Below are 19,936 nucleotides of genomic sequence, written 5' to 3'. Positions count from 1 at the left end.
CGATGAAGCTAAGGGAAACACAGAGGAACAACGATAACGTAGAATTCTGAGGCTTTACTTTTACTTGATGTTTCATTAATAACTCTGAATGTCAGAGCGAGGTGAATCTTACATTAGTTTAAAAAATTGTAAAGGTATTATTTTATTTAAATATCAAAACAGCCAGATATCTGACCACTGACTAACAGGTATATAGCACAATTAATCGCTAATATACTTATGCTTAGCAGTAATTATAGCTCTGGCTGCTATGGTTTAGCTGTGATTGATAATAATATAGCTTGTCACTTGGCTATGACGGTTATCATGGATATTTACAGTGGATTAACTTTTTTCAACGCCCCGAAACGATCAGCATCAATCCCTTGCTTCCAATAGCCAACAGCAAAGATGTTAAGCCTTTCAAAACCAAGCTGTTGTTGTAATACGGGCTTCAAAGCGCGTATTTGACCAGCTTCTAGCCCCATAAAGACATGACTATCCTTGGGTAAGTCTTTAGCGATTAGTTGTACTTGTTGCTCAAGGGTTATTGTTGACTCATCTTCAATAAACCAATGAGTATTTTTTGAATCGTCATAATCCATCTCAATGATATCAGCACGGGTAGGCACGCTAATAATGGCCTTTAATTGGGCATCAGGATTAAATCTAGGCACGTAACCATTTATGGCATTTACAGAGGTGATATCCCCCACCAGCAAGTAACTATGGTGATTAAAGTCAGTTAATTTCATCAAACCTGGGCCCGCTATACTAATACGGTCGCCCACTTTTGCCTTTTTTGCCCAACTGGTGGCAGGACCTTGGTGACGGTTAATCACAAAATCTAACCCTAGCTGGTTAGAGTGTGGGTTAAAAAAACGAATCGTGTACGAACGCATTTTTTGCGCTTCATCGCCCGTCGATGGCAAAAACACTTTAACGTGCGCGCCTTCAAGCCCCTGCGGAAAACCTTGTAAACTGGTTCCGCTAAAGATAATTCGACGTAAATGAGACGACAGCTCAATAATTTCTGCAACCTGTACAGAGCGCAAATTGGGCTTTCTAGGCTTCATAGAGACATCCTCTTCGACTTGAAAAAAAACTAGTAAGTTGATAAGGTCAACCATAGTTAACATTGTTGACTAAGTCAACTAATTATCAGGACCAACCAAAAATGAGTCACTTATCCATTTCTGATGCGATTTTTAACATCGCACATTCATACCGTTTAGCCATGCGATCTTCTCTTAAGGCTAATGAAATTGGCTTAAATGCCATGCATGTTAAATGCCTTAGCTTGATTAACAACAGTCACACTTGCACCGCAAACGATATCGTTAACCTTTTAGCCAGAGATAAAGCACAAATTGCTCGGTTAATAAAAGAAATGATGGATAACCAATGGCTAACGAAAACGGCAAACCCAGAAGATAAAAGAAGTCAGATATTATCACTGACTGCAGACGGTAAAAAACTCGCTGTACTGATTGCAAAAACCCAAAACGATGTGAATCAAAAAATGCTGCGAAACCTGCCAGTTGAAGACTTGGCCACATTTACACGCATTGCTGATGCGCTCTTTAATAACCTTAATGACAATGAAGAATAAGCGGCCTTTTAGTTAGTTGCCTTTATCTTAGCCGGTTTTTAGCATGACAAGTCTCTCCTAGCACTAAGGCTTGTAAGCCGAGCGATATCAGTGCTAAATACTTGGCAGTAGCTTTGACGCGATTAGCCACAAATTTGCTATTGAAACGAATCGAATAACAGATTAAAATGCGCCCAAATTTGAGGGAGTAGCCGTTCTGTCACCACGACAGGAGGTTGTGTCAACATAATTGGTCGAAGACCATGGTGCAATCAACGCTTAGCATTAAGCGTCTGGCGAGACTCGAATGACCACACGCATATAGCTAGGGCTGGGCGTGGGTTTTTCGTGTCTTAACACAACCAGCCCTTGCAGTGCGTTATATTATGTTGTCATTATTTTTACCTTTACTTGCACTCGTTGCAGGTCTTATCGCTTTATCTGTCAGTGCCGACCGGTTGATCGCAAGTTCTGCGACTCTGGCTAAGCATTGCAAAGTCTCTATGTCCTTTATCGGTATGACTGTGGTGGCTTTTGGCACCTCAGCTCCAGAACTTCTCGTGTCCTCTATCGCAGCCCTAAATGGTGCTGGCGAACTCGCTATTGGTAATGGTATTGGCTCTAATATCGTTAATATAGGATTAGTGCTTGGCATTTGTGCTTTACTCGTGCCGTTATCCATTAAAGTCCATTTCATTCGTCGGGATTTACCTATCTTAATCGCGGCAATCTTATTTTGCGCCCTGTTAATGTCAGACGGCAATTTAGACTTCCAAGATGGCTTATTACTACTAGTAGCGTTAGCGGCATATTGTGGTTACCTAGCCTTTTTAGTGGGTAAAGGCGAAGCTGACGCAGAAGAAGTTGAGTTTTTAGAAATATCTAAAAGCCGCTCTGCTGTGGAAACGCTATTAATGCTAAGTGTGCTGTTAGCCGCCTCACAACTGATGGTTTGGGGCGCTGTAGAACTGGCTAAAGCTGCCGGGATCAGTGAGTTAATCATTGGGCTAACCGTTATTGCCTTTGGTACCAGTTTACCAGAGTTAGCAGCAGCCATTGCTGGAGTGCGCCGCGGTATGCATGACATGGTATTTGCAACTGTGATTGGTTCAAATATTTTCAATATACTTGGGGTGATTGCCTTCCCTGCGCTGTTAGGTGACAAGCAGCCATTACCAGAATTATTGGTCGCCCGTGATTACCCTATGATGCTGTTACTCACCGCTATCGTCGCTGTGGCATTTATGGTTACTTATTTTAAACAAAGAAACATCCCTGCTACTGAAAAAAGTTATACCTTTGGCCGCACTGCGGGGGCGCTGTGTTTAGTGAGCTTTAGTGGCTATATGCTTTATCTCGGCGCTGTGACAATGCAGGCCTAGTTGGCTAGGTAAATATTAGCTAGGTAACCATTGGCTAGGTAACCATTGGCTAGGTAAACAAAAGACAAATAACAGTGGGGTTCGAGTGCCCCACTGACCTTTACCGTTCGCTTACTTAACCTTCTCATTCCTATTCTGTATTTTCTTGATTACTGCCAAGCGCTATCAGGCTTCCAACTCTCTGCCCACATTGGTAATTGCTCAGCAGGCATTGGCCGTGCAATACCATAACCTTGCGCTAGCATGCAGCCCATAGACAATAGCTGGGTTCCATGTTCGATGGTTTCAACACCTTCAGCAATAACTTGGCGATGAAAAGCCCGCGATAAACTAATCACCCCCATCACAATGGCGCGGTCATCAATATCAATCAGCATGCCTTTGACAAAACTCCGATCAATCTTCAGTAGGTTGGCAGGTAAACGTTTAAGGTAAGTGAGTGATGAAAACCCTGTGCCAAAGTCATCAAGCGCAAAGCTGACGCCAATATTAATGCATTGCTCCATTGTCGCCAGCACTTGCCCCATATCCCCCAGCGCGCTGGTTTCTAGTATCTCAAGCTCCAATGAACTCGGTTTAATCAACGGTCGCTGCGCTAATGCTGCTGAGAGTTTGGCAGTAAAATCTTTTTGTTGTAATTGTAAGGCGTCAATATTAACGCTGACAGCAATATCAAAGCCAGCAAGGGTCCATGAATACATCTGTGAAAGCGCGGTATCAATAACCCAATCTCCCAAAGTGACACTGATGGAATGATTATCAATAAAAGGAAGAAACTCCCCAGGTAATAGCAAGCCTTTCTCTGGGTGCTGCCAACGGATCAACGCCTCACAACCGATCACAGTGCCTAATTTCATATTCACTTTCGGCTGGTAATATAAAACAAACTCATCTTGCTCAATCCCCCGCTGAATATCATCAATCACCTCAAGGGTGCTTTGTAAGGATTTGTCTTTATTGACATCAAACAGGTGATAGCGGTTTTTGCCACTTTGTTTAGCTATATACATGGCCTGGTCGGCATGGCGTATCAGTTGATCTGCACTCACACCATCTTGAGGGTACAAGGTAACGCCAATACTGGCAGACACCTGCAAAATGGCTCCAGCAGCTTTAATCGGACAACTTGCTACCTCTAGCATCCGCTCTAGAACCAACTCACAATCGTGCATGCTTTCTAAATCCACCAGTAAAGCAATAAATTCATCACCACCAATACGGGCCAGAATGTCTCCATCTCGCAGAGTTTCGCTCATTAACTGCGACAAAGTAATTAGCAACTCGTCACCGACATTATGGCCATAGGTGTCATTAACGGCTTTGAATCCATCTAAATCAAGGTAAGCCACGGCTAAAAATTTTCCGCGTCTGATGCTCTGACTCATTGCATGATCCAGTCGTTCCGCCAGCATTACCCGATTGGCTAACCCTGTTAGCGGATCATAATGGGCAATGTGTTCTAGTTGTTGTTGATGGCGCTTCATTGAGGTGATATCTGAAAACAGTGCGACATAGTTTTGGGTTTGCCCCTCGGAATCTGTAACCGCACTAATGGTGATTAGCTCGGCAAATATGTCGCCATTTTTACGCTTATTCCACAGCTCGCCTGACCACTGCTTATGTTGTAATAACGATGCCCACATCCTGTTGAAGAACTCGCTGTTGTGCCTACCTGAGTTTAAAAAACGTGGGTTTCTGCCAATGACTTCTTCTCGCTCATAACCGGTAATCGCGCTAAAAGTGGCGTTAACATCAATAATAACCCCATTAATGTCGGTGATCATGATGCCCTCACGGGCATGAGTAAAAACACTGGCTGCGAGTTTGAGTTGATCTTCAATTTTTTTATTATTACTAATATCAATAACTTCAATAACTCGTGCATTACAGCCTTTATAAGTAATATTTTTTCCCTTAATGCTTAGCGGATATCGTGTTCCGTCCTTGCGAAGGCCTTCAGCTTCAAAACTATTTCTATCATCTTGATGCATTCTTATTTTTACCGTTTCAAGATACTCTTTCGCGATTAATTTCAAACCATCCATACCAATGAGCTCTGAGTAACTGAAACCAGTAATAGTGGATAAACCATTATTACACTCAAGGATACGGCCCTGATCATGGATAACAATACCGCCATAGGTTGCTTCGCTAAGAGCCCTAAAGCGCTCCTCACTTTGCTGTAAAGTCGTTTTAGCCTCTGCCAAACGTCGATTAAACAAGTGCATATAGAGAGTGATACTACTGGCTAAAACCACCAAAAAAAGCGCTATGGATAATACCGGGTAGAGCCAGTTAGGAGTTGATGTAGGGCTATCATTATAAATAAAGCCATCAAGGTGACGAATATCATTGACCACACTGGCCTTAGCAAAGGTATTTGCCATATGTTGCCAGCGATCAGAGTTCATATGCCCAATTTGGATCAAATTAGGCAGAATCAAGTTTTGCATTGCATTAGCTTCATAGAGCAAATGCTCACGGGTTTTATTAACCTGATACTTAGCCATTAATATATCGACTATTTCTTCAGGGTTGTCCATGGCATAGCGCCAACCTTTGAGGGTCGCTCGCCTCATTGCCGCAACACGTTTTGGATAATTATTTAACTCAGCTTCAGTAGTGAAAAAAATATCACTGTAAAAATCAACTCGGTAGCTTACTGGATCAATAATGTCATAGGGGACATTAGCTTGAGCAAGTACATAGGGTTCATTGGTAATATAAGAGTTAAAAGCATCCACCTTGCCCGTGATTAAATCATCAAGCTGAAAGCTACTGGGGACGATCTCAAGCTGTGACAAGGAAATGCCTTCATTAACTAACATGGTCAAAAAGCCTGCATCTTTACCCTTATTCGCCAGCATCACTCTTCTGCCAATAAGGTCATGGGCAGAGCGTATTCCTGACTCTTTTAACGTCAACAAGATAGATGGTGAATGCTGAAAGATAGCAGCCAAAGCAATAAGTGGTTCACCTAAAAGGCGATGGTATAGCACCTCACTGTTACCTACTGCATATAAAGCATTACCCGATAACACTTCGGCTACCGGTAAGCGTTGCGGATCGCCTTCAAGCAAACGAACCTCAAGACCTTCTTCTTGATAAAAACCCTTTTCTAACGCAGCATAATAGCCGGCGAATTGAAATTGATGATGCCAACGTAACTGCAAATATACGATATCCACTGCTTTTGTTGACGCTAGTGATAACGATTCTGATATTTGGGTTATTTTGAGCTGTGCTGAGGTTTTTACAGAGCGTTCAACTAAAGGCTCAGATTTAGGCTCTGATAAGGGGGCAGATAAAGCAGCAGCGAACGAGCTAGATACGCTTACGATTAACAAAGTCACTAAGACAAATAGCACACACACAACTGCTGCACGACGCATCATCGAAGCATAGATACAATTTCTGAGCGATAATAAACCAAACCACATGCAGTAAACCTTAGCGTTAACAGTCGATAAAGGGTGCTAAATGCTGTACTTAAACCATGAATTTATTGGTACTGAGATTAAGAAATAAACGGAATTGCCATCGCAGGGAGGGGAATATAACTAAAGCTATTAGAATCTAAAAATTGCTCTTCTTCCCTGATATTAAAATCGACTTAAACCGCTAAAACTACTTTTTATCTTTGCAGCCAAAACACTGAATAATAAAAGTATAGAAGATAACAACACCTTCGCCATCAGCCAGGCTAGTTTAATCTAAAAAAGTGTCAAATAACGCCAATTTGTGGCAAGTATGTATTCAAGCTGAGTGTGAATAGCTTGGATATACTGCCAATAAAATATGCAAACCGATAAGATAACCCAGCAAAGAGTTCACCTGACTCTGAACTCTGGAAAAATAGCACTGAGCAGGTGGGCAAGTTAACACATGCCCACACACAGCTTAGCGCTCAACTCTGGCTAGTCTTGCTTCAAAAAATGCCACGGTTCTTGACCAAGCAAGTTCAGCATTTTTCTCATCATAACGGCCGGTAGAGTCATTATGAAAACCATGATTAGCATTGGGATACATGTGCATAACGTAATCGACATTGGCCGCTTTTAAATCCGCTTCATATTCTGGCCATGACGCATTAACCCGTTTATCAAGCTCACCCAATTGGATCATCAGTGGCGCCTTAATATTTGGCCGTAAGGCTTTGGCCGCTGGCGTACCATAAAATGGAACTCCGGCATCAATCAGATCGCTTTCTATCGCGGCTAAATAATTCACCATATAGCCACCAAAACAAAAACCTACTGCCCCCAGTTTACCGTTAGATTGCTGATGTGATTTTAAAAACTTAGCAGCGGCAACAAAATCATATTGAATTTTTTCACGCTCAAGGGTGCGCTGCATGGATCTGCCTTCATCGTCATTGCCAGGATAGCCACCTAGCGGAAACAAGGCATCAGGCGCAAACGCAATAAAGCCTGCTTTAGCCAGCCTGCGGGCCACATCTTTGACGTAAGGGTTTAAACCTCTATTTTCATGAATAACCAATACCACAGGGAATTTACTATCAGGGTTTTCTACAGCTTGGGTGGGTAACACTAAATAGCCTCGACCTTCGCCATGGCCTTGGGGGGACGCAAAGTTCTGATAACTGGCTTTAATGTCACTATCGTTAAATGACACTTGCTCGGCTAAGGCATAATTAGGTAATAGCGCACTGGTTAATACTGTCATGGAATAGCCCAGCGCCACTAAACCGGTTAATTTTTTCATAAAAGTACGACGGTCCATACCGCCATGTGCATATTCATCGTACCAATCAAAAGCTTCTTGTGGAATATTATTATTTTTCATATTTTACCCATATCAAATTAGCGGCGCTGGTGTATTGACTTGATTACTATTAACTCATCGCAGCATTTACCTAAACAAATGAGAATAACAATCAAAACCATTTTGACTAATTAATATGCGGTAAGCTTGCTTAAAAAGCAAACATAAAGCAGTTGATTTATTTACACTAAAACATAAGCAAATAACGGCGCGCCAATCACCATAGCAATACCGGTAAAAATCATGGTTAGGCTGGCCACAACCCCTTCCTCTTGGCCAATTTCAGCCGCCTTGGCCGCGCCCACACCATGGGCAGCGCCGCCTAAAGCTGCACCTTTTGCCAATGGGCTTTTAATTTTGGCTAATTTAAATACAGGGCCGCAAAGTAACATGCCTAGCACCCCAGTAATTAATACTAAGGTTGCAGTTAAATCAGGTGCACCGCCAAATGCGGTAGTTGCCTCAATAGCAAATGGGGTTGATACTGAACGCACCAGTAAACTGTGTGATAGCTCAGGCGGTAAATAAACAAACTGCTCAATCAGCCATGAAGATAATAATCCCACCAGCAAACCAGTAATCACCCCAATGCTAATTGTTAATGGATAACGGCCAATTAACTTACGCTCACGGTATATGGGCAGCGCAAAGGCAATAGTTGCTGGCGCAAGCAAAGCGCTAAGATAATGGTTATAAACAAAATAAGTAGGTAACGGCACTGAAAAAATCACTACCAATACCATTAAACTTGCCGGAGTTGAAATAATCGGTGATAACCACCAGTAATGGTAATGTCGGTGCAAAAACTTACTACTAAAATAAGCCACTAAAGTCGCTAAAAGACATATCAGCGCTAAGGTTTGTGATGTCATCCATGGCGACGTCATTAAGGTCAATGAGCTAAGAAACTGCATATTAAACTCCCACCGTATCTGACGTTGCCAGCGCTGCATCTGCTAACATTTTTGTCGCTCTGTTGCGCCTTGCTCGGTTTCTACGGCGCTCGAATCTAAATACCCTATCAATAACAAAGCCGGTGATCACTAACACTGAAATACTGCCCAGCACTAAGGTGAACATCAAACTACCCCCAAACTCTTCAAACATAGGAGCATAATGGATTGAGGCGATAACCGGAGGAATAAAAAACAGCAATAATTCACCAATTAACCACATTGCACCAACGGCCACAAACCGCTCAGGTAACCACTTAAATGCCAATAGAATGTACAAGCAAATCAGGCCAATCACACTACTTGGTATGGGTAACGCTAGCAGCTCAACCAAGTATTGAGCGCTAAAAGCTAACCCACACAAAAAAGCCACTTGTAACAGCAAATAGGAAGTTCGTTTTACAAACATCAGGGAGGAAGTCATAACACATCAGATTAAATTCGTTTCGAGGTGGCTATTTTACCCTTGCAATAAAAATAAAAATAATGAATATTATTTACCAATTAAATAACTAAAAGCTATGTAATTATGGATCTTAAAACGCTGCAATATTTTGTCGACATCGTAAACTGTGGTGGCTTTAATCGCGCTGCAGAAAAAATCCATATTAGCCAACCTGCGCTGTCAAAATCCATCACCCAATTGGAAGCTGAACTTGAGCTTACGCTACTCACCCGTGGTAAACGCGGCACAGCCGTAACCCTTACCAGCTACGGCCAGCTGGTGTATGACTATGCGCAGCAGTTACTCAGCACCAAACAAGCGCTGTTTGATGAAATAGCCTTACTGAAAGGGCTCCATAAAGGGCAGTTAAAATTAGGCTTAGCGCCACTGGGCAGCGCCGAGCTATTTGCGCCAATTATTGCCAAATACCAGCAACGTTATCCACACATTAATAATCAGCTGTTAGTTCGCGGTGGAGTGCAACAAACCTTAGCATTAAAAAATGGCGAAATAGAGCTAGCAACAGGTATTATCGAGCTTAATCAAGAGTTTGAAGGAATAGCAATTCATACCGAGCCTATGGTCGTGGTGCTGCCAAGTCAGCACCCGCTGGCAAAGCAGCCGCAAATATCCATCAAGGCACTGGGTAACTGCGAGCATATCTTATTTGAAGCAGAGTTTTCACTGCATGAGATGGTCATTAATGCTTATCAACAGGCTGGTATCAGCATAGAAAGCCCAACCTTAGTGAATCAACCTGAGTTTGGCATAGCGCTGGTTGCTGCAGGCACTGGGATAATGTTATTACCTAAGTTTATTGCCGAGCGTTATCAACTGGAAGGCGTGGTGCAGCGTGAACTTATTGATACCAATTTAAGCTGGAAGATGAATTTATTTTGGAGTAAAGGCAAGCCATTATCTTTTGCCGCAATTGCCATGATTGAGCAGGTTAAAGAGCACCTTAACCAGCTAGCGCTTTAAATGCTAAAGTTGAATCATTTCAGATGAGATATCTCGCTATCAAACAACCTGAAAGTGATAATAGAAATGGATCGATTCTAAAGACAATTTAGGGCATAAGTGATTGAGTAATGCCGCAGTGGACGAAAACCCGGGCCAAGCGGCGGCTTTTTGCTTTTTCTGGCAGACCTTGTTAAAAGTAGTCACGACTGACCCAAGATGCGCCAGTGAACGAACACGCAATGACATAAGAGCCATGACAAAGTTTTCGCTTCTTTACATGTACACTTTAGCATTCTCGTGAAATCTAGTACGCTCTGATTTCCATCAGCTATCCTTACGGCCATACCCATGATTGAAGTTTCAAAGAACTTCATTAGCTGTTGAGTTGACATCATCCTTTTATTATCTTCCGCAGCTTCATGTGCTATGAATTTCTCGCCTTTCCAATCTAACAAGTTTACTAGCAAGAATCAGGGCAAGATAACGATGCCAATTTACAATAGAATACGGTCTTAGATGTTATATCACATTCTAAGACCTTCTATTACTTAATAGGATCCAGTTAAAAGCTATAGCCAATATCTGTACCGTTACTGATACTCAGAGTTTCACCGAGTAAGGTGAAACTCATTTCTGATGAATCATAAGTAGTGACTTTATAGCAAACTTATTAAAGCTTTTTTGCAGATGAAAGTTCAGCTTCTAGCTCTTTCATCGCTTTTTGAGTTTTAAATTCAGAATAAAGTACGGCTTCATCGTTAGGATCTAGCTTTTTACCAGACTCTTTAATTAACTTGTCAAATAAAGGCTTAGTATTTTCCATAATGACTAATGCACACAATTGTTTTTGATCATCAATACGAGCAAAAGCGACTTCTTTTGGTATTGCGCCTACAAGACTTTGTTCAGCAATCTGTTTGCTTACTTGTGCAAAGCTTGAACTACTTGTAGTCGTGTCATCTTCTTGTTGCTGTTGGTTAACTAGCTTATCCATCACCATTGCTTTAGTGTTTATTTGCGCAGCTAGATCTGCACGTGCGTTGGCAATCGCTTGTGCTCTACTTGCAGCCATATTACCGCTCCACTGAACACAGCTTGAAGATGCTAAGCCTGTTTCATGTGTCGGCATCAATACCCAACTCGGGACACTGTCATTTTCAGCTAGCGGTGTCGACTGAGGCTCTTGAGTGCTACTACATGCACCAACTAAAAGAAGGGTGCTAGCGATCATTAAATGTTTCTTCATCATAATTTACTGTTTCCATTCCATGTGGGTAATTTTGCTTGGTATTGCTCTTCTAATTTACGAACTTTTTTAAGGTAATTCTTAGTTTCAGAATAAGGTAAATCTTGCATTAGAGTGTGATAAACCTGCTCACTAGACATGGTATTTATTTTCCCTAATGCTTGTTTAACATTGCGATTGCTACCACCATTAAATGCCTTAGCGACATTACCTGCACCGGTATTGTAAGCCGCTATAACGCAGTATTTTCGACTTTGAGGATCAATAATGCCCTTAAGGTAGCGCTCAGATAATATCGAAAGATAGCCTGCTCCATAGAGAATATTTGTTTCTGGCTGATAGAGTTCGTTTGCGGTGGGAGCAGCTTCTTGTTGAAGCAACTTATTAGCCACATCCATTCCTGCCGATCTCGGGACAATCTGCATTAAGCCAAAGGCTGGTATATGGGATTTTGCTTCTGGATTAAATGATGACTCAGCATGGGAGATTGCTAACAATAAAGCCAGTTCTTGTCGCTGCTCACTGGCTTGTGTATTAAACGAATCCAAATATGGTGATGCCTTTTTATATAAATAGTCGTCAGGTAACGCAATCGTATACGACTGTATATTCTTATACTTCACATCCTTCTTTTTAACTTGCTCTACTTGTTTTTCAAGGTTTTTAACTCGTAACTGCTGTTGCTTATCAAGCTGTTGCTTCTTAGTCTTTAGCTCAGTTTCAGTAAGCCTTTCGTCAGCCTCAAAGCTATTTACGACTTGCTCATGCTGCACAATAATTTGTTGTTTTAGCAAAATTTCAGATGCTTCGACTTGAGGTTGCTGAATCATTTTTGGCGTTGTTTGCTGTAACAATTCAAAAGAATCGTCATTGTCGATGACGATTTTTACTAACGTCGCTGTATTGCTTTTATCCAGTGCTGCTGACGTTAAAGGATCATCCCCAACAAGCTGCTCTATGGTTAACGTATTGGCTTGTTCGTTAACAATAATCCTGCTGTTTAAATCGTCACTATAAACAATTTCTTGCTCAATTGAGCTTTGCGCAGGTGCAGCCCATTGCTCTAGCAGTTGGCCACGAAATGCATCATATTCTGCCAAGTATTGCTGCCTAAATGTGTCATATTCTTGCTGTCTTTGTTGGCTAAAATCCTGTTGCTGCTGTTTCCAGCCTTTTTTAAACTCATCAAAAGAGGCATCTGTTGCGAGTACCAAAGACGGTAGAAGTATCATTGGTAGCAGTAGTTTACGCATGACTATGTCCTTAAAAGTAAGCATTGAATTCATACTTTGTCAGCAATGAATCTGCAATATATTGCGGTGAAATCTCAGAAATGCCATAAAAATTAGCAGTATAAGCCGCTAGTTTTTGTGTTAATTGGCTTACCTCTGCAGAATTGTCTTCTAACGTTGCATGTTCAAGCTCATTCAAGGTTAAAGTGGCATTTGTTTGAACTTGTTCATATTCAGTGAAACCGGCCAACAAATTTAAGTACATTCCCTGTGCCCCTAATTCTTTAGATTGCAGGTAGTAACTCACATTTTGATAATCATAAAAAAATAAATTTGAATCAGCTGTTATATCTGCAATGGTATTGGCTTTAAGTAAGTGGTCAGTAAAAGGTACTGCTGGGGTGAACTCAGCAAGTAACGGATTTTCATGTTGTAAGCTATGTAGCACAATTCCCACAATACGCTGCTCTTTGTTAATTAGCGTCAGCAGATATTTAGGATCTTTATAATAACGATATTCGATATTGGGATCTAAATTCGAGGTTTTAATCACCTGAGGAATACCCACACTCTGCTGCACAAACTCAAGATAATTACCAATATCCAAAGCTGCTACTCTTTTATCCTCTATCTGGTGAGTAAAATGAGTAATGAATGCTTGATAACCCTCTGTAAGTAATTGCTTGGTGTCAGCCCAATTACCCAAGCCCATTAGCACCACCATCAGCACTAAAAAGCCTGAAGCGACTCGAGCAAAAAAGCCTTTTTTCTTGGGCTGGCCACCGGTATTGACGGTGTTTTTATTTAAAATATCTTGAGCATTCATTCGCTAAATTTTTATCCTTTACGTTTTACAATATGGCTTTATTGTTCTTAGTGATTAAAAATAACTACTTAAATCATCGGCTTGACTAGCTTCAATTTGTTGTAATTTGTCCTCTGCATTTTCAAGCAATTGCAGACAGACTGGCTCATCACAGGCCCCCATTAAGTTCACCACTTCATCAAATTTTTCAGCGGCTAACCATATTTTCCCGACGGCTATTTTACTTTGGTTTAGGGTTAATTTTTCAGGGTGTAAATGTTCGTCTAAATAGGCTAAAGCTGATGCTAAATCAGTTTGGCTCGCAATTAATGCCACCGCATCGGCTTGTGTTCGCCTATGCTGTAACGCCACCTTTAGCATCGCACGTAATAACTCAATATCACCGTCTTCTGCTGCCCACCAAGCGCCAGTGAGTGCCAGCCCGGCTATATTATATGAAGCATCACTAGAACTAACCTTACCTTCACAATTCAAACCATCGTGTGTTTTTTCTTGTTGATAATCCGTAATATTGGCATCTATAAAACTCAATGGTTTTGGCAGTACTTGCGACGTACGCGCCATTAAATCAGCGCGCACTTGCTCTCGTAGCGGTAACGTTAACGCACGCCGACAAGCTGCTTGTAAAGCAGCTTTTGAGTGTGTTTTTAAAGCCACCACTTTAGCGCTACTACCATTTGCCTCACTAATAAAAAAAGGGCTAGTTTCTCTAACGACACCACTACTATCTACGGAAATGTCGCCAGAGAAAATCGAGGCAGCTAAAACAATAGATAGCATTAAAGCTCCTCGGTGCTCGATACCTTGCCTGAAGCTGCTTGTGGGTTTGCCGCGTTATTATTTACACCGCCAACAGCCTTAATTTTGCGAGCTGAGTTATCGCTGGCATTTAAACTTTGCCCACCCACTTGCATCTCTTTATTGGCTTTTTTCGCTGTAGCTTCAAGGCTTGGTGAATACACTGCAATACTGTACTGCCAGTAACCATCTTCACTACTAAAGCTTTTTACACTGACACCCGCAGGCAGTGTTCCCTTTGCTAGTGTCGAGTAATCATCAGATTGTTTAAATTGGTTAACAAAGGTTTCACGATCATTTTCAAGCACTTTTACTTGCTGAGGATCTTGCATGTAAGGGTCGTCATATTGAAATTGTGAAGAACCTTCCATTTGCTTTTCATCAAAGCTACCTTCCCAATACACTTTCTCACCTTGCATGGTTGCCAATAATGCTGAGCGAGCTCGGGTTTGCGATTGTGACTTGGCTGCAGAGCGTAACTTATTGGCTACAGACTTATTTTTATTTTGTCGAATAATCGCAGAGCCATACCCCATAACAACAACTTCACCGGTTTCTGCATGGGTGAGGATTTTAGCGCCGACTGGAGGTAACACCCCACCTTTGATATCGCTAACAACTTGTTTAAAAATGCTATTAGGATCTGTGGTGACCGCTACTGCACCATGCTTTTGACGCACTTGAGCACGTGTTTTAGGCGTAGAAATTAAACTCACACGCACATTACTTGCTGCAACATCGTCATACACATCAAATGTCACGAAGCCTGCAAGAGAACCTGAGATCGACTCCTTACAGGCTTCCATCATTTTTGTTTGTGTATTGGCAACACTATCAACGCCAGTATCAATCGCATCCATACTGGTCTGAACGAGATTACTACATTGATGATCAACCCCTGTCATGTTTTCGATTAGCTGCTTTTTTGCGATCAAGTAAGCTTGGTTATAGGCGCCTCGCTTAGATAGTAATGTGGCATTGAGGTTGTCATAGGTGGTGTAACTGACGCTACCAATAGACAAAATCCCTGTTCCACTACCAACCTGGATCATTTTGACACCGTCTTCATCATTTTCAATCAACGCTTGATGTGCAACCGCAACCGCCAAACTGGCATCATCAGCGACGATGGCATCACCTTGCACGAGCACATCATCGCTATCAACCTGTTCAGCACCAGGTCTTGCCGGCACCATATCGGTTAAATCAAAGTCATCGCTCGCCATTGCTGGCATAGAAAGCGAAAGCGCTAGAGTTAATATTCTTAATTTCAAAATAGTTTCCTTACTTTTTAATATCTAAGAGTAAAATCATTTTCAATACTGATGGCGGATAATCTGTTACCAGTGGTAGTTAACACTTGATGCACGGCATCAGCGAGGTCACCTGTCGCGCCTTTATATCTCAGGCTAGCAACAATGTTGTTATCTTTTTCATATATGGTCACATCAGACACTCCGCCCAAGGTACTTAACAATGCTTGAAGTTTTTGCGGTTGCTTGATTTGGGATTGGGGTAACCATATTTGGCGGACTAGTCCGCCTCGAGCAACAACTTGAGTAAACGCCTGTTGCAACGCTTGTTGTAAATCTTGGGCTTGTTGTTCATGGGCAAGATGAACTGACATTAAGTCTTGTTCAACTCGCTGACCACTGGGCAAAGCTAATAGCGCAGGGTTATTTTTCCAGTGGCCATAGATATTACCGCTCAAATCTTGAACGCTCACATTGAGGTGTAATCGACTGGTATTGGTGGTATTCGCTAACTCAGCAGCGGCCAATACCACTAAACTAGCCACGTTAGCTACTTCCACACCTTGCTCACCTAACCATAAGGTTAATTCGGTTTTTAAAGGCTCTGGCGCAATCACTTTCACCCGCGGCGAGCCTATTACTGATAAAAGCTTGGATGCTTGCTGCACTAGCGGTTTTTTTTCAACTACCGCATGCAATGTCACTTGCAAACCATCATTATCGATATTTTGGCTATCTAAAATCTGCCACTCTTTAACTAAACCTTCGCTATGGCTGGATAACTGTTGCCCAATAAGCTCTTGCATTTGGGTGGTTTCAGTATCATTTAACACCTGTAAGTTCATCAATGATGACTGACTGTGCTGCTGGGTTAACCACACGCCAACCACCTGTGAAACAGCTCGTTGTAAAGCATCCATTTCAGCATGATGACGAGCGGTTTTGCCATTTTTAGGCCAACCTTCACCCGACACGGTAACACTGATATTTTGAGTACCTTCTTCCCAGTTTTGATGGCTAGGAGCAGGAATATCCAGCAAAGACAAGCTAACGCTGACACAAGTATCATTACCACTTAAGCTAGGTGATGAGGTGTTTAATGGAATAGCCCCCATACTTAACCCCTCAATAATGTCACTACGTTGCTGCTCATAAAGGCGCACAGTGTCATCATCTAACGATGCTCCTAAAAACTGATTATTGTCGGTAATAGCTAAACTTTTATTACCTTTAATAAATGCTGCCAGCTCTGCCGCAGCTTGGGTTTTAGCACTAGAAATAGCCAAGTTACCACGACCATAAGCGCAGGCAGTTGTTTCCATCATGCCATCAGGGAGAACCTTCACCTCTGCCGCCAGTGGCGTAGACAATAAGGCTAATAAACTTAAGCCTATTGTTCTCATGTGCGTTTCTCCAAAAAGCCTTGTGGCGTCCCTACAGAAACAGCAAATACCTTACTGTTAGGATTAGGGCGATAAATTCCACCTTTAGCTTTTTTCTTGATTGAATCCGCAAGGTCATTATCTTTCCAGCGAATGATCTCGCCAATAGAACTATTGGCAGAAGGAGTCACATGAGCAACACCAATAGGTTCAACAAACCCTGCTTCATAGCTAAATACAATCATGGTTTCATTGGGTAATACACCTGCATTTTGACCGCGGTCTAGACTTAGTTGATTACCTTTTATACCCATTACCTGAGTAGTTGCAGGCATTTCTGTCAGCATACGCGTTAATAAAATATCAATGCCACGAGAAGCCATATCATTGACTACGGCATTAACATGAGCACTATCAAAATAACGGAAGCCACTCACATAACGATTGCTGGCAGTGACGTATTTGAGTTCAGACCGCTGGCGCACATCTTCAGATTTAACTCTAATTTTGCCTAAATTAGGGTGAGATAATTTTTCACGAGTGTAAGGATTAAGCACCGAACTGGTTAGCTCTAAGGTGTAATCCATCCAACTGGTGATACTGCCTTCATTTTTAACCGTTCGTAGTGAATCTAATTTAACGATGTAATCTGGGTGAAGCACTTGCTGGCTACTGACTTTTTCAGCTAATGCTTTAGCCCCTTGCTGATCAAGAACTGTTTGTTGTTCTTGTGAGACAGTTTTATCGTCTCGGGTAACAATTCTAAAACGATTAATGCCAGCAAACTGATTCTCTAGCATCATTAACAGTTGCTGATCTTCAAAGGCACTTAATGCTTCAACCCCTTCCCCTTCACCAGTAACCCTAGCGACGTCAAAATACATCCGGACAATAGGTTTTTTCAGTGGGCAGCCATCATTTTCATTGTTTACATCGAAACTACAGCGGTCTAAACCCTGAGTATCAAAATAAGACGGAACACGAATGTCACTGTCTTTAAATTCGTAAGCACTTTTTGCCACTTCCGCATTAGATGCTCGATTACTGACTTTATCTGTGCGAGTCTGCTGTGCAGGAGTACTTTGACAACCCGCCAGCACAGCTAAAGCGAGTAGAGAAAAAGAAGCATATTTTACAAATTTCATAACAAATCCTAATTATCGAACATCCAATTACTGATAGGGTCTTGTAGTTGTGTTTCTAACTGTTGCAGCGCAATTGACTTAGCTATCGCAGAATCAGCACCGACGCCTTCGGCAACAACATTGCGCTGATGTAATACTCTAAAAGGTGACTTGGTTTCTGTAATCGACAGCAACAAATTGGCTTGGGCTAAGCGCTTAGCACCACGATTAGCGTATTTCCATTTCAGATTAGCTTTGACCCACAAAGGCGTATTACCACCTTGAGGAAGTGCGCTGCTTAATACTGATTTAACCGTAGCTAATTCATGACTGGCGATGACTTGGCAGGACACAGAATCAAATGCCTGCCGCTTATGCGCCATAAAACCATCAAGCTGTTGATAAAAATCACTATTACTAGCATTGAGTAAGCTCAGTACCCTTAAGCGCTTATTGGCAACATCGAGGGTTTCATCATAGCGAAGCGCCCAAATAAACTTCTGGCTGGGTTTTGCAGGAGGGGGTGACAGACGGGACAAAATAGCCAACTCATTTTCTAAGTTAGCGATGAGTGTCGATTTTTTTATTCCAAGCAGTAAAGCTGTTTCAGTGTCGACTTGCGCAGCCTCTAACTCCTCTACACCTTCAAGTGTAAAAGGCAAACTACTCATCTGACTCGTTTGCGTAAATTGGCTTTCTGCATGGCTGTTTTTAGTCGTTATAACCTGAGTTTGCTCAACGCTGTAATCAACACTTAATTGCGCTACGATCTCGCTTAAAGCCGCATCTCTGGCAGCGATACGATCGCTGCCAGTCCCAACGCCAATGATGTAATCATCATTGTTAGGAGTATGCGTTACCCACTCAGGCCAAGCATATACAGAAGCGCTAAAAGCAATTGCCATAAAAAAGGCAAATAGGCTTTTAATCATTAGCTTTTAGCTTCCTGCTCTTGTTGAAGCTGTTTAACTGCATCAATTGTTTCTTTCTCTAAATCAATAATTTCATTAGCTTCTAGTGCTAGTGATAGTTGATCCGTGGCTTTTAATAATGCAGTACCAAGATCTTGTGGATCCTCTTCTGTTTCTTCATCAGACATCATAGATGAAAATAGAGAACCAGCTGCATTGATTGCCGTTGCTTGCGCTACTGCTGTACCATGTTCAGATAAGATATAAACAGACTTAGCAATTTCTACTGTCAAAGTCGTTGTTAACTCAACATTTTGGTTGTAAACATTTTCATTAGCTTGGCTATAAGCATTAATTTTTGGTGCAATTTTTTCTTCTTCAGTTTTAGCGCCAGCATCAAACTCTGCAATGGCAAGCTCAAGCTCTTCAGGAGTGGCATCTTTATAAGCATATAAAAATGCTTGTACATCCCTGAAGTTTTCAGTTTGCTTTCTATATTCACCAATAACATTACGCTGACGTTCTAATATCGCAGCCGCCATATTCAAAAACTCATCAACACCAGGTTGAATAGTTACTGGGTTATAGCCTAAGTTATCCATTTTGACAGTAAGCTCTGATACAGCTTGATCTCGATCAAGCGTTGCAGCGTTATCAGATGTTGAAGCACAGCCAGTAAATAATGGTACGCAGATTAATGCACAGATGAGAGATTTTTTCACGTGATAGTTCCTTTGATAATAGAATTATCAAGGAAGAAGGCGCAGGCAAATATTATAAAAAATGGATCTTCCATAATAAATTTCTTAACTCTTCCCTGAATCGTGGTTTCATACTACAACAATAAAAAAATATAAACCACAGGAAAGTAACGCATTTTTACATCACAATCACAAATTTAGACACTCAGCACAAACCGACAACAACCCAGTAAATAGCATGTACATTAGAAAAAAAACACAAAATAAAACTATTACAAAAACAAATTACAGAATAAAATTCCGCATATAAATTAAAAAATAACAACTAGGTTATCGTGAACGATAAAATTCACTCAATATTTATT

At 41.6% G+C, this 19,936-nt stretch carries 17 protein-coding genes; 3 read left to right on the top strand and 14 right to left on the bottom strand.

Translation table 11 applies throughout. The features are described from left to right. Positions 1–314: 314 nt before the first annotated feature. Positions 315–1,055 (bottom strand): siderophore-interacting protein, encoded by a 741-nt coding sequence (locus BCU94_RS16865; RefSeq protein WP_102477041.1) that lies wholly within the window; start codon positions 1,053–1,055, stop codon positions 315–317. Positions 1,056–1,156: 101 nt separating this feature from the next. Between BCU94_RS16865 and BCU94_RS16860 the strand changes: the two genes are divergently transcribed. Together BCU94_RS16860 and BCU94_RS16855 are read left to right on the top strand one after the other, a co-directional pair. After that, positions 1,157–1,591: a MarR family winged helix-turn-helix transcriptional regulator gene (locus BCU94_RS16860; RefSeq protein WP_102439129.1), complete on the top strand. Its 435-nt coding sequence runs from the start codon at positions 1,157–1,159 to the stop codon at positions 1,589–1,591. 365 nt (positions 1,592–1,956) lie between these two features. After that, complete coding sequence (locus tag BCU94_RS16855) at positions 1,957–2,952, top strand: calcium/sodium antiporter (RefSeq protein WP_241901121.1); 996 nt, start codon at positions 1,957–1,959, stop codon at positions 2,950–2,952. Positions 2,953–3,101: 149 nt separating this feature from the next. On the opposite strand, the gene BCU94_RS16850 is transcribed toward BCU94_RS16855, so the two are convergent. The 4 genes from BCU94_RS16850 to BCU94_RS16835 all read right to left on the bottom strand — a co-directional run bounded on the left by BCU94_RS16850 (position 3,102) and on the right by BCU94_RS16835 (position 9,054). After that, a complete protein-coding gene (locus BCU94_RS16850; protein ID WP_102439131.1) occupies positions 3,102–6,392 on the bottom strand; it encodes an EAL domain-containing protein in 3,291 nt (1,096 codons plus the stop codon). Between the two features lie 460 nt (positions 6,393–6,852). Then, entirely contained in the window at positions 6,853–7,758 is a 906-nt protein-coding gene (locus BCU94_RS16845; RefSeq protein ID WP_102477040.1) for a dienelactone hydrolase family protein, read from the bottom strand. A gap of 161 nt (positions 7,759–7,919) precedes the next feature. Beyond that, positions 7,920–8,651 (bottom strand): LrgB family protein, encoded by a 732-nt coding sequence (locus BCU94_RS16840; RefSeq protein ID WP_241901120.1) that lies wholly within the window; start codon positions 8,649–8,651, stop codon positions 7,920–7,922. A 1-nt stretch (position 8,652) separates the two neighbouring features. Further along, positions 8,653–9,054: a CidA/LrgA family protein gene (locus BCU94_RS16835; protein ID WP_347231950.1), complete on the bottom strand. Its 402-nt coding sequence runs from the start codon at positions 9,052–9,054 to the stop codon at positions 8,653–8,655. Positions 9,055–9,219: 165 nt separating this feature from the next. Between BCU94_RS16835 and BCU94_RS16830 the strand changes: the two genes are divergently transcribed. Then, entirely contained in the window at positions 9,220–10,116 is an 897-nt protein-coding gene (locus tag BCU94_RS16830) for a LysR substrate-binding domain-containing protein (protein ID WP_102477038.1), read from the top strand. A 652-nt stretch (positions 10,117–10,768) separates the two neighbouring features. On the opposite strand, the gene BCU94_RS16820 is transcribed toward BCU94_RS16830, so the two are convergent. From BCU94_RS16820 to BCU94_RS16780, 9 genes are read right to left on the bottom strand one after another with little or no spacing between them, the layout of a single operon-like run. Further along, a complete protein-coding gene (locus tag BCU94_RS16820) occupies positions 10,769–11,347 on the bottom strand; it encodes an LPP20 family lipoprotein (RefSeq protein WP_241901119.1) in 579 nt (192 codons plus the stop codon). Next, a complete protein-coding gene (locus tag BCU94_RS16815; RefSeq protein WP_157937404.1) occupies positions 11,344–12,597 on the bottom strand; it encodes a transglycosylase SLT domain-containing protein in 1,254 nt (417 codons plus the stop codon). The genes BCU94_RS16820 and BCU94_RS16815 overlap by 4 nt, the downstream gene beginning before the upstream one ends. A 10-nt stretch (positions 12,598–12,607) precedes the next feature. Beyond that, a complete protein-coding gene (locus BCU94_RS16810) occupies positions 12,608–13,402 on the bottom strand; it encodes an ETEC_3214 domain-containing protein (RefSeq protein ID WP_241901118.1) in 795 nt (264 codons plus the stop codon). Between the two features lie 54 nt (positions 13,403–13,456). Then, entirely contained in the window at positions 13,457–14,182 is a 726-nt protein-coding gene (locus BCU94_RS16805; RefSeq protein WP_102439142.1) for a hypothetical protein, read from the bottom strand. Beyond that, entirely contained in the window at positions 14,182–15,474 is a 1,293-nt protein-coding gene (locus tag BCU94_RS16800; protein WP_102439143.1) for a hypothetical protein, read from the bottom strand. Before BCU94_RS16800 ends, BCU94_RS16805 begins: the two co-directional genes overlap by 1 nt. 17 nt (positions 15,475–15,491) lie before the next feature. Then, the gene (locus BCU94_RS16795; protein ID WP_102477036.1) at positions 15,492–16,856 is read right to left on the bottom strand and encodes a hypothetical protein; all 1,365 of its coding nucleotides are present in this window, start codon (positions 16,854–16,856) and stop codon (positions 15,492–15,494) included. Next, positions 16,853–17,980, bottom strand: a complete 1,128-nt coding sequence (locus BCU94_RS16790) for a hypothetical protein (protein WP_102439145.1) — start codon at positions 17,978–17,980, stop codon at positions 16,853–16,855. Before BCU94_RS16790 ends, BCU94_RS16795 begins: the two co-directional genes overlap by 4 nt. An 8-nt stretch (positions 17,981–17,988) precedes the next feature. Then, positions 17,989–18,891 carry an LPP20 family lipoprotein gene (locus tag BCU94_RS16785; RefSeq protein ID WP_102477035.1) on the bottom strand — a complete coding sequence of 301 codons (903 nt, stop codon included), beginning with the start codon at positions 18,889–18,891 and terminating at the stop codon, positions 17,989–17,991. Next, complete coding sequence (locus tag BCU94_RS16780; RefSeq protein WP_102477034.1) at positions 18,891–19,592, bottom strand: hypothetical protein; 702 nt, start codon at positions 19,590–19,592, stop codon at positions 18,891–18,893. The genes BCU94_RS16785 and BCU94_RS16780 overlap by 1 nt, the downstream gene beginning before the upstream one ends. Between the last annotated feature and the right edge of the window lie 344 nt (positions 19,593–19,936).

It is taken from the genome of Shewanella sp. 10N.286.52.C2, assembly GCF_002874545.1.
Classification (GTDB): Bacteria; Pseudomonadota; Gammaproteobacteria; order Enterobacterales; family Shewanellaceae; genus Shewanella.
The sequence above is the reverse complement of the archived record's forward strand: the minus strand, read 5'-3'. Positions and strand labels throughout refer to the sequence as shown.